Here is an 11679-nt window from a genome sequence, read left to right as displayed (position 1 = left end):
TTTGGTATTTTTGGTAAGTAGCAACCCGAAGGCGGGATGCTTCGCCTATCTTAACTCTACTATTGAATGTACACAAATTCTTTGAACACATTCCCTGTCATCAGGCCTCATACTGACAAATGAACCAACGTAGATGATCTGAATTCCACTAGCTAATCAGTTCTTTTTGAATGAGCAGAAGAATTATTCGACCCCGGCATTACCCTAGCACTTTCCATGCTGGTTCATACTCAGTACCAGATTGATAACCCAGCTGAAGCGCTGCCAGCCATCACTACCACACGGGATATTAGTCTACTCTTCCAGTCGGAAAATTCATTTCGATATAATTCATCTTTACGCTTATAATACAAGACATTATCAGGACGCAAATCGCGGTTTATTAATGAATGGGGGACTGGTGAAAACAATTTCATTTCGCCACTGGTAAGTCTGAATATCGGGTCGTATAAGCGGGAGAAAGCATCTCACGTTTCATTGCCCAGGACTTTTCGATGCCCTGACCTGCAAACCAGATTTTTCCTTTGCCAGAGTGATTAAACTTATCGATAGCCTCCATTAATGCTGCACTATTTTTTCGTGGGGCATTATCATCAAATAAATTTAGCTGAGCCACGCCATTACTGAAAAAATCAGCCAGCATAACACCAGCCTTCATATACCGATGGCCATCAATCCATATCCTCTTCAGGGAATTCGTAGCAGAATTGATAATGTCACGTGTATCATTAGAAGGGGTCAATAGCTTCATGGATGCTTGATTCCCATAGTATATTTCATTATCTGCGTGTGGGCTGGTACGAAGAAAAACACTAACGAAACGGCAGAATTGGTGCTCACTACGTAATTTTTCTGACGCCCGTTCAGCATAGGCACAAATGGCCTGGTGCATATCTGAGTACTGCGTTATGCGATTGCCAAAAGATCTACTGCAGATGATCTGTTGTTTTGTTGGGGAAAACTCTTCCAGTTCAAGACATTGTTCACCACGAAGTTCTCGAACGGTTCTTTCAAGCATAACATTGAAATGCTTTCTTATTACCCACAATGAACTTTCAGCCAGGTCAAGTGCTGTATTAACACCCATTAAATTAAGTTTTTTACTAATTCGCCTACCAATGCCCCAAACATCCTCAACAGGGATAAGTGCCAGTAATCTGCGCTGTCGGTCAATATTCGATAAATCGACAACACCACCAGTGCCTCGCCATTTCTTGGCTGCATGGTTAGCTAGCTTTGCTAATGTCTTTGTTTGTGCAATACCTACCCCCACAGTCAAGCCTGTATTTTTTAATACTCTATTTCTTATTTCATGGCCAAAGGAATTAAGGGGCATGTAATTTACAAAGCCAGATATGTTAACGAAGGCTTCGTCTATTGAATAAATTTCAACCGAAGGAGACATGTCAGTTAGCGTTTGCATAACTCTCTCACTTAGATCGGCATAAAGAGAATAATTAGAACTGAATACATAAACCTTAGAATTATATGTACTTTTTTTAATTTTAAAAAATGGCTCACCCATTTTTATACCGAGAGATTTTGCTTCAGCTGAACGAGAAATAATACAGCCATCGTTATTTGAAACAACGACAATAGGCTTCCCCTGTAAGTCTGGCCGAAAAACAGTTTCACACGAAGTATAAAAACTATTTACATCAACGAGAGCAAACATAATTACTTATGCGCCTTAATATTAAAAGTCACTACTCCGAATATTTCTAATTCGTCTGCATTTTGAAATGAAATCGAAGAATAATTATTGTTATGAGGTACTAGTTGTAGATAAGGATGAGTGCGAAGTTCTTTCACGGTGAATTCACCTGAAACAGCAGCAATAACAATATCACCATGTTCAGCCGAAAGCGAACGATCAACCACTAAAAGATCCCCATCACTGATGCCGGCACCATGCATAGACTCCCCACTAACTTTTATGAAGTAAGTGGCACTCGGATGTCTTATCAATAATTTGTTGAGATCGAGTCTATCCTCAACATAGTCCTGCGCTGGGCTAGGAAAGCCGCAGGGCACTTTCTCGGAGAAAAGAGGAAGCATGACTAGTTGAGAAGCTTCGGTTGGTCGAATGAACTGCATGATGTCGATCCTGAGTAACTGTATTTATATACAGTATTACTGAATGTGCAAATGGATCAAGAGGCTTGTCTAACGATTCTTGGAAGCATTTGAAGTGGTTGATAATTTAGGTGTGCCGTACCCAATATATTTTGTTGTTTAATTTAACTCCAATTCAGTGAAACCATAGCTCTCTGACGAAAAGCCACGTCAATTCCCTGCTCTTCGATGAAGAACCGGCTCTCACCGAGTTTATCCACAGGAATTGGGCGTGCATGTGCGATAACTACATCATAAAATGAAGTATTCTGCATAACCGTCATGCAATTTTTAGCTGCCAGCTCAAACATCTGAAAAGCGTGCACCTGAATCGATGTCTTGTCCATTCAGAAACAGAGAGCAGGCCAGCTACTAGAGCGGTGATAGCGTATCCAGATTACAGGTGGCCCTTTAATGTCTGAAGAAATCAAAAACACTGCGATCACTGCTGCAGGCTATGTCTATCAGAACAGGCAGGGGCTGAAACTGCTGTGTGACTGGCTAGATGCGCCGACACGCTATACCCGAGTGAAGTTTGAGTGCGACGACGAGGCTGTTGCTCCGACCGGGCTGGATGATATCGTCGCCGAACGCCCTAACGATCTCGTTGACCTCCAGCAGGTAAAATATACTCCGAATCCTGCCGAGCACTCTCTGAATTGGGCGTGGATATTGGAGAGGACCGGAAAGACTGCACGATCGAGGTCGATGCTGCGTAAGTGGTTTGATGCTTTTGTTAAATTGGATTCTGCTCGCGTCGGAGAGCTATCGTTGAAGACCAATCGCCGACCAGATGCCGACATTGAGTCTTGCCTGACTGATGGAAAAATCGACTTATCCAAAGTTCCAGAGCCACGGCGATTAGAGGTTATCGCCGAACTCGGCGACGAAAAGAAATGCGAAGTCTTTTTCAAGCAGTTGCAAATTGTTCACAGCGATAAGAGTTTCGAATCACTTGAACACGAGATCGATGCGCGACTGCGCTTGCACGGCACACCAGAGGGAGTTGCGAACTTAAAAAACGTCGCCTTGAACTGGTCGATTCAGAAAAACTTCCCATTGCCAGAAGGGTGGATTTCTCTGGAGCAAGTCCGCGCTATTCTGCGGGCAATTCCGCCAGCCCCCCTACCGGAAGATTTTGTTGTACCCCTCGGATATGAGGTACCCGACGAGACGTTCCACAGCGAGTTTACACGCGACACGCTTGCCGGTGCCGGGCAGGCAATCGTGCTCACAGGACCGCCTGGTCGTGGGAAGAGCACATACTTGAGCGCGCTGTGCGAAGTGCTTGCTGAGTCTGGGGTTCCCACAGTGCGGCACCACTACTTCCTTTCGACCACCGAACGGGGACGAGACCGCGTGAGCAGCTACGTGGTTGAGCAATCGATCGAGGCTCAGGTCAAACGTTTACATCCAGAGGTTCATGCGCCTGGCAGCAACCTGCGAGGCCTCCTGGAAGCGTGCGCAACCTACTACAAGAATCAGGACAAGCCATTCGTACTGATTCTGGACGGTCTGGACCATGTCTGGCGAATTAACTACGCAGACAAACGACCGCTGGATGATGTGTTCACCCAAATTATTCCCTGCCCGGATAACATGGTTCTGTTGGTAGGCACACAGCCGGTCGACGACGCTCAACTTCCCAAGGATCTCTTGTCAGTAGCACCTAAAGCTAGTTGGCGAACATTGCCGGCGATGTCCGAGAACGCCATCCTGTCCTATCTTCACAAGTCGGTTGACGAAGGCAGACTATTGATTCGGTTCATCAATGAGGAGCAGATAGAACGCCAGCTACAGGAAGCTGCGACCGCACTTCGCAAGAAGACCAACGGCCATCCGCTACACGTCATTTATGCCACGGCTGAACTTGAGCACGCCGGTCGCGAGCTGGATAGCTGGAATATCGAGCGGCTACAGGGTGATATGACCAGAGAGGCAAAATTCTACTATGCATCGCTGTGGGGAGAGTTGCCGCCAAGCCTCAAAGATACGTTGCGATTAGTATGTGCGTTTCCCTTTTTTTGGCCTAAAACAGCTTTTCTGGAGATCACCGCGAAAAGGGGCACTCCGCAGCCAGATGTCGCCAGAGTGGAACATCTACTGCACTCATCGGCTGCAGGTCTGAAAGTCTTCCATGAGAGTCTGGCGGTTTTTGTGCGCTCGGCATCTGACTACGACGAGCGCATCAAGAACCTGATGCCAGCTGTGGCTGTCTGGTTGGAAACTGAGGCGCCACCTTCTCTTCGCGTTAACTGGCTCTGGACGGTCCAGGCAAGGCTGGGTAATCCTGAAAATCTCATTACTGGATTAACTCGTGACTGGGTCATGCTTCGTTTAGAGGAAGGCTATCCCGAATCGCTCTTTGACACGCTGCTATCCGAGGCACTGGTCGCTGCGCTGGAGACAAACGCATTTGCGGACGCATATCGACTCGCACACCTGCAATCCCGGATGGTGGGCGGCAGTGAATTTCAGATGCAGAGTGACGACATAGCCCGGCTTGTGTCATTTACCCTGACGCTGACAGCCAATGCAGGGGTCGTCCAAGAAGCCATGGCATCTCGGCACGAAACGGATATTTTGGACTTAGCAGCGCTCGGTTTAGCCTTGTGGGCACGTGGCCAAACTGTGCAGGCAGAGACCTGTGGTGAAGAGGCTCTGCGTCGTTTTAGAAGCCTTAGCCGCTTCTCCAATCGGTATTCAACCAACGCGGGGGCTGACGAATTCCAGTTTCTGGTCGATGCGTTCACAAGCCTTGGTGCCATTGGGGCGACCCAAGAAGCTTTTATCCAGTTAGTTCGAGAAAGCAGCCAAATAGTATGGATGTCCAGAGCCCGAATGCTGGTTCAGGATGGTTGTCTGGATGACTTGATGGAAGCGGCTGTTTCGCTTCTGCCTGATTCGGACATGAGTGTTCTAAGTGACTTCTGCATTCGTGCGGCTGCAACGGCCGGAGTAAGTATCGTCGACCACGATGACTTCAGCAAGCTGATGCGAACCCCCTTTGTTGCGGCGATGGAAGCGGCCTGTAAGCGGACTTCGAAGCCATTAGATGAGGCTATTCCAGTCGAGTGGCTCAAGGGAAACTACTACGAGCATAAAGACAATCTAAACACGCTGGTACACCATTGGTTCTTCAGCGGTGTGCACCTGAGCCTGTGCATGAAAGCTGAGGATCAAATCGCCTTCGAGTTCGTACGAGCACCCAGTTACGAGGAAAGGGAGAACATCAGTCATTTCCTTAATGCTCTCTCAGAGATTGCAGCTCAGGTTGCAGAGCGTTGGTGGCAAGGGAAATTTGTGGATTTTCATGAGCTATTCAATCTCCTCAAACCGGTCAAGTTCCGACAGTTCAGGCAAGATCACCATATGAGTTCAGCAGCAGAGGACTTCCGGGCAGGATTGCATCGTGTTGCTTGCGATATTCGGCTTGGAAGCTGCTTGCTCTTCAATCGTGACGATGTGGCTCTTACTGAGTCAACCCTAGCAGCGGCAGCCACATCCGAGTGGTTTGACAGTGCATCTTTCCGCACTCAGTACGCAGCAGGATTGCTGACAAGGATGAGTGATGAGGCGGCCGCAGCTTTCGTCCATTCTCAACGCGTCATGCTGGATGCAGATATCCGCGAGGAGACCAGCGTGCATCTACAGACGCCTCTTCAGTTATGTGGCATCACTTTGGCCCATGGATTAAACGTCAGCGCACAAGAGCTCTGCAAACAGGTCTGGGAACTAACGACCGGCTATGGGCACCGTAAAGATCCCACGTTGAGTAACACGCTCGATGCTATTGGCTACCTAGTAGATGCATCACCAGATGATGCTCGACGGCTACTCAGCCTACTTTCACCACAAATCCATCACGTGCTGGACTACACAGACGGGAAAGGCACGAGGCACCTACTTGAAGTTGCGGACCATCTGCTGGCAAAACTCAGCCCGATGGCTTTGGTCGTAAAATACGGGGAACATACGCACGCAGGTGAATGGTCGCAAGCAGAGAACAGTTTGCGGGTATATGTGCAACAGGGCGTCAAGGATGGCTGGCCGCTGGATGCGCTCATGCGTACGGGAGTTCATCCCGAAGTTAAGGACGCGTTAATACAGCTTGAACGCGATGGTGAGGATGGTGCCGCGGGACAGCTACGTGTTCTTAGGGAGCATGTCGGGTGGGACATTGGTGTGCTGCAGGGCACTGAGTCGTCTAGCAACGATAACGACAACAATCCGTACACTGGCGATGTTACCACTTTTGCCCCAGAGCAACTTGATCAGTTGCTAGTAAGTCTGTCAACAAGCTACAACGAAAAGAAGAGACTGCTTCGGGCTTGGTATGAGCACTGGGATCGCTCCGGGCAGGGTAAACGCTTACTCGCGGTTCTGGATGGTTTGCTGCAGTCAGACGAGGGGCGGCAAAAGGGCATCTTTGATCTTTCTGACCTTGCCTTTGAGACCAAACGCAGGTTGAGCGGCTCGAAAGCTGCGTGGAAATATCTTGTCCAGGCGCAGATTCGAAATGGCGGGTGGATGAGTTTTGTGGAGAGAGAGGAAGATACATGTAAGAGGTTTGACATGGTAGTGAAGTACTTCCCGAGCCGTTGCGATGAGTTCGTTGCTGCTACTACCTACGGCTTGTTCAGTGAGCCAGAGCCACCGCGTGTAGCACCGACGGAGCTGATGGTCTATTTCTATGTGCAGCAGAGGCGTGTAGCAGATGCCGTGAAATTTGCCGAAATGATGGTCAACTGCGTGCGTGAAGACACCCGAACTTTGCCGCTGGAACGCCCGCGTTGGGCGACAGAACTTGATGCTTCGATGACAATAGGAAAATGATGGACGACCTAAGTATTCTAATCACCAGACTCGGCTGGCCATCAACTGCTACAAGATGGTGGACCATGCAGGAACTTGCCGCCCGGCTGGGTGAATCGGCATCGAAAGCTACAACGGAGGCTGCGTTACTTAGGTTTCTGAACTCGCGTAAGCTTGAGGCAGAAGTGGTGGAGACACTCTGTGTCTTCTGGATAGCGGCGCAGATGCATCGTTACAAGGCGAGCCAGAAATTGGCGCAAAGCATTCCTAAACCCTCCATCCTCTCTGATCTATTGCTGGAAAGCCTTGGCCTACAGGCTGAGCCCTCTATAACTGGTCTGGAAGAGGTGACTGAAAACTTCGCTATTCCACAGGATTTTAACGGTGTTCAAGGAACGGATCTTCCACGGATTTTTCACACCACTATGGTTAACCTTGAGCGTGATAGCGGCTTCCCATTCGTTCGTCAGATAGCATTCGAGTGGTCAGTAAACAGCAATGTCTATCCAGATGCTCCTTTTCAGGGTGACCATTGGCATTTTGTTAGGCCACTTGGTGACGGGTTCATTGGCCACATCTATTCCAGGGCTGCCATAAGGATGATCTCCGCCTATCTCCGCACATTGTCGGTTGCAGAAGAGCTCTGGAGCATGCCTTCAGAATTGGCGGAAGAAATGACTCTGCTGGCATTGCCTGTACACCCAACGTTTGCGTTGCTCAGACCTCGACGTCCGTCTTGGTTTCCCTGCGTAAATGATTTCGATGGTGACCACGAGGCAATAGGTGCAGCTGTACGCAGTCTAATTGAACAAGCCTCAATCGAAGATCCCGGAGACGAGCTGATAGCCTTCACGTCGCCCATCGTAATGTCAACTGAGCGCTGTGTAGAGGTATCGATCGTCCGCTGGAGTCAGGTGGTAGGCGGTTGCATCAAGGATGAGAGTTTAGCCGAGCATTTGAAAGACTTTTGGAGTAACGGACAAATGCTTCAGAGCTATGCTTCAGAGCCGCTAAGTACGATGACCGTCTTGATGTCACCAGCCCTTTACTCTGTAGTGGACAGTAGGAGTAGAGCTTGGCCTCTAGCTATGCCGATCGGTATGGACCGTTTGGGTTACCTCCAACATGATCTGTACCCAGGACGACTGTTATTGCCCACTATGCCTGGCCATGAACTGATCGAGATCGTTCCTCGTAACGGGCAATTGGAGTTGAAATTAGATAATGAGGTTGTCGCCGACCTTTATTACTGGAATGCGGGCTGGGGCCCAGTTCGCCCAATGCAGTTCGATGGAAGCTGCGGCACGGTTCTTGTTTCTAAAGGTAAAGCCTATCGAGAGATACCCGATGTGCCAAACCAAGATATTCGGTCGTTCTACTTCTGGCGTGTACGAACACTCCACAGAAAGGGCTCCTATGAACGTTTTGAGGAAACGCTAAGCTTCGGGGTAGTGTTCATGTGAATGAGTAAATTATAGTCTGGTGGATAGTCAGCATAATAGAAGAGTGAAATTTGTCGAACATCCTGGGCATATCATGCAGGAAATCACCTTGTTTATATCTGTCCCAGATAATCGCCTTGTGTTCTGGCGTGTAGCGAGTTCTTCGTTTCATGGCATGAGGATATGACCTGCCCCCAGAATTAGATACAACCGTCAGTTAGTGATGTCGGTTTGTTTATCTGTGAATTTTCATTCTCCAAAATAAAAACTTGAATAGCTATTTTTAAAACTTGAACTGTGTGTTAAGCGTGGTAATTTGAATGTGGGATATTATCTCGATTTGGTCATGATGCTGCTTGTCACGTGGTAATTGCTCTTGAACTGAGGATAGAAAATGCCAGTGATCGCATATATCCAATACTGGCTGGCACTGTTGTCCAGCCTCAATCTCATAAGAGGTATCTATGTCACTCAGATTTGTAGTATTAAGCAAAAACGACCAGTTTCCCCAAAGTGGAAAAGATGTAATCTTTCTTAAGGAAAGTAACTGGGATGATTTTGGGTATAAAACAATTTTCCATATTATGTTTTATGATGAACATTCTGCTCGACATGACTTCGGCAATGCAAAGATTGGCTATTTATCTCAGTCAGAGGGATGGACTTCACAAAAGCTAGAACGTAAATTTGATAAATTCGAAGAAAATTTCTTTTCATTAGGTCAGGATGCAGACTATTATCAAAAAATCATGAATGATTTAAGTGAGCAAACATCTTCAAAATACTTAAAAGCAATGCGTGACATTGTTTATGATAAAGAACTCTTTACGTTAGTGGAATCTGATGCTCAGTCTTTGAGTGATAGTAATAAATCGTCTGTTTATATAGTTTCCATGCTCAGAGACTTAAGTGCTTCTGTCATTCGAAATCAATTTTCCAGAATTTTACAAAATGGCATTCCCCTTACGCCATATTCGTTCCTTTTCAAGAGAGACAAAACTGAAAAGCATTCTAAAGTAGAACTTCATTTTGAAGTTGATCCGGACCTTAAACCTTCAACTAATATTCATATTCTCATAGGCAGAAATGGCGTTGGGAAAACTACGATATTAAACGATATGGTTAAGGCTATAGTCAGAGAGGAACATGATATCTCGACTGATGGTTTTTTTCAAAAATTAAGATTTAATCTTAATATGCCTATTGATTCAGATTATTTTACAGCAGTTGTTTCAGTATCATTTAGCGCCTTTGACCCATTTATACCACCTGACGCAAGAATCGAACCATCGAAAGGGCCACGATATAACTATGTGGGTCTCAAAAGAATAATCACAAATAATGGAAGGAATGAAATACTTATAAAATCTACTGAAGATCTTCATCAGGAAATGATTAGCAGCCTTAAAAATTGCATGTCACTAAGTGGAAAAAGAGAGCGTTGGATTAATGCACTGAATCAGTTAGATGCTGATAATAATTTTTCAGACATCAGCTTAAGTGATATTGAATCCGATTTTGATTCTGATGAAACAGAGGATAAAAGTGTTTTTGAAGAAAAGGTATCACCTATATTCAAGAGTTTGAGTTCAGGACATGCAATAGTGCTGTTAACCCTGACAAGGCTTGTTGAGCTTGTTGAAGAGAAAACTCTTGTCCTGATTGATGAACCTGAAAGCCATTTACATCCTCCTTTGCTTTCCGCTTTCACACGAGCATTATCAGATTTATTATTGAATCGTAATGGCGTTGCTATACTGGCAACTCATTCTCCTGTGGTATTACAGGAGGCTCCTAAGAGTTGTGTATCGGTCATCAGAAGAACACGAATGTCATGTGTGGTGGATAAGCCATTGATTGAGACTTTTGGAGAGAACGTGGGGGTTCTGACTCGGGAGGTCTTTGGACTTGAAGTATCAAGCTCTGGTTTTTATGATGTTCTTGCGGCAGAAGCTAAAAGTGGGCTTAATTACGATGATATAATAAATTTATATGGCGATCAAATAGGGTTTGAAGGAAAGGCGATCCTTCGAGCTATATTGTCTAATAAAAAAAATACTTTTAATTGAAGGTGGTATTATGAAATCGGTAGATCTACCTCCAATTACATATAATGATTTGATTAGCAGTTGTATTGGCAGTATTGACTCGGAAGAGTTACGCAATCGTCTTGAAACTGCGTTAGCTCATCTACTCAGGGCGGGAGTTGCGTATGACCTGGCTGCAACTCATGCAAATCTCTTTCAGACGGCTTGCTTCACAGGCAATGATGATGATGTCGTGGTCGAGTCTGTTACAAAAAAAGAACTCAAAAATCTATATACTGCACAGATGGTTCCCGCAAACAAGCCCAGCAGAATCTATTACGATGATATAAAACTATTGGCACCCCTTGGTATTTGCCCTTTCTGCGGATTTGGCCATGTAAAAACTTTGGATCACTATCTTCCAAAATCAAAGTTTCCGCTACTATCAATATTCCCTTCAAATCTAGTGCCATGTTGTACCGACTGTAACAAAGGCAAACTTGCAAATGTCGCCGTAGCTCAGGGAGAACAGTGCTTACATCCCTATTTCAGTGATCCTATTTTCATTAATGAGCAGTGGATTTTTGCCACTGTCGTTCATTCTTCTCCGGCAGCTGTTACCTTTTATGTACAGCGGCCACCTTTGTGGAGCGATATAAATTTCGGTAGGGTAACTTATCATTTCAGAGAATATGATCTTGCAAACCGATTTTCAGTGCAGGCAGGAAGTGAACTGGCATCCCTCAGGAAAGAGCTTTTGATAGATTTTAGAACAGGAGGAGTAAATGAAGTGCAAAGAACGTTAATAAAAAAGGAAGCAGCTTCAAGAAGTTTAGAGGTTAACTCTTGGAAAACAGCAATGTACCAGGCGTTGTCTGCCGATCCATGGTTTTTCCAAGGGGGGTTTATGCAGGAATAAAACCCATTATTGATCATAAAAAGGCCCTAATCAGGGCCGTTTTTCAGATATTTAAACTTATTTATAGGTGATTTTTCTCTTCCGTACGATAAATACGTATTTAACATAAGGGTGCATACTTGTAGTGGTTAGTCAGGTCTTGTAGCTAAATCGAGATGTTCGTATATAACTAAATAGGCCTGCCCGGGCTACGGTCTCACTATAGCGTTCCCTGCTTTTGTAATTCTCCCTGAAATCTGTACCATCCACTTTTAGGGCTTCTCCAACATAGCCTTTGGATCTATTTGCTTAAGCAAGTCACCAAATCGAAAAGACTGAAAAAAGTTAGTAGTTAAATATGGTTATAAATCATATCGTTGCT

General features: G+C 45.8%; 7 protein-coding genes and 1 pseudogene. 4 read left to right on the top strand and 4 right to left on the bottom strand.

Annotated elements, in window-relative coordinates; translation table 11 throughout:
* Positions 1-412: 412 nt before the first annotated feature.
* The 3 genes from umuC to ABU190_RS11650 all read right to left on the bottom strand — a co-directional run bounded on the left by umuC (position 413) and on the right by ABU190_RS11650 (position 2426).
* A complete protein-coding gene (umuC, locus tag ABU190_RS11660; protein ID WP_354691370.1) occupies positions 413-1675 on the bottom strand; it encodes a translesion error-prone DNA polymerase V subunit UmuC in 1263 nt (420 codons plus the stop codon).
* Positions 1676-1677: 2 nt separating this feature from the next.
* On the bottom strand, positions 1678-2097 hold the full coding sequence (umuD, locus tag ABU190_RS11655; protein WP_354691369.1) for a translesion error-prone DNA polymerase V autoproteolytic subunit: 420 nt from the start codon (positions 2095-2097) through the stop codon (positions 1678-1680).
* A 143-nt stretch (positions 2098-2240) separates the two neighbouring features.
* Positions 2241-2426 (bottom strand): hypothetical protein, encoded by a 186-nt coding sequence (locus ABU190_RS11650; RefSeq protein ID WP_354691368.1) that lies wholly within the window; start codon positions 2424-2426, stop codon positions 2241-2243.
* Between the two features lie 103 nt (positions 2427-2529).
* On the opposite strand from ABU190_RS11650, the gene ABU190_RS11645 reads away from it, so the two are divergent.
* Both ABU190_RS11645 and ABU190_RS11640 read left to right on the top strand, forming a co-directional pair.
* Positions 2530-6951, top strand: coding sequence for an ATP-binding protein (locus tag ABU190_RS11645; RefSeq protein WP_354691367.1), 4422 nt, complete (start codon positions 2530-2532; stop codon positions 6949-6951).
* A 65-nt stretch (positions 6952-7016) separates the two neighbouring features.
* Complete coding sequence (locus ABU190_RS11640; protein WP_354691366.1) at positions 7017-8393, top strand: multidrug DMT transporter permease; 1377 nt, start codon at positions 7017-7019, stop codon at positions 8391-8393.
* Between the two features lie 13 nt (positions 8394-8406).
* Here the strand turns inward: ABU190_RS11640 and ABU190_RS11635 are convergent.
* A pseudogene (locus ABU190_RS11635) lies at positions 8407-8544 on the bottom strand (IS30 family transposase); the annotation flags it as partial.
* 292 nt (positions 8545-8836) lie between these two features.
* Here ABU190_RS11635 and ABU190_RS11630 point away from each other — a divergent pair.
* Positions 8837-10441: an AAA family ATPase gene (locus tag ABU190_RS11630; RefSeq protein WP_354691365.1), complete on the top strand. Its 1605-nt coding sequence runs from the start codon at positions 8837-8839 to the stop codon at positions 10439-10441.
* Positions 10442-10451: 10 nt separating this feature from the next.
* On the top strand, positions 10452-11318 hold the full coding sequence (locus ABU190_RS11625; protein ID WP_354691364.1) for an HNH endonuclease signature motif containing protein: 867 nt from the start codon (positions 10452-10454) through the stop codon (positions 11316-11318).
* Positions 11319-11679: the final 361 nt, after the last annotated feature.

Source organism: Phytobacter sp. RSE-02 (assembly GCF_040578655.1).
GTDB lineage: Bacteria > Pseudomonadota > Gammaproteobacteria > Enterobacterales > Enterobacteriaceae > Phytobacter > Phytobacter diazotrophicus.
The sequence above is the reverse complement of the archived record's forward strand: the minus strand, read 5'-3'. Positions and strand labels throughout refer to the sequence as shown.

Coding starts and splice junctions, on each gene's coding strand:
- umuD (WP_354691369.1), bottom strand. CDS start 2,097: ATGCAGTTCATTCGACCAACCGAAGCTTCTCAACTAGTCATGCTTCCT.
- ABU190_RS11640 (WP_354691366.1), top strand. CDS start 7,017: ATGCAGGAACTTGCCGCCCGGCTGGGTGAATCGGCATCGAAAGCTACA.
- ABU190_RS11630 (WP_354691365.1), top strand. CDS start 8,837: ATGTCACTCAGATTTGTAGTATTAAGCAAAAACGACCAGTTTCCCCAA.
- umuC (WP_354691370.1), bottom strand. CDS start 1,675: ATGTTTGCTCTCGTTGATGTAAATAGTTTTTATACTTCGTGTGAAACT.
- ABU190_RS11645 (WP_354691367.1), top strand. CDS start 2,530: ATGTCTGAAGAAATCAAAAACACTGCGATCACTGCTGCAGGCTATGTC.
- ABU190_RS11650 (WP_354691368.1), bottom strand. CDS start 2,426: ATGTTTGAGCTGGCAGCTAAAAATTGCATGACGGTTATGCAGAATACT.
- ABU190_RS11625 (WP_354691364.1), top strand. CDS start 10,452: ATGAAATCGGTAGATCTACCTCCAATTACATATAATGATTTGATTAGC.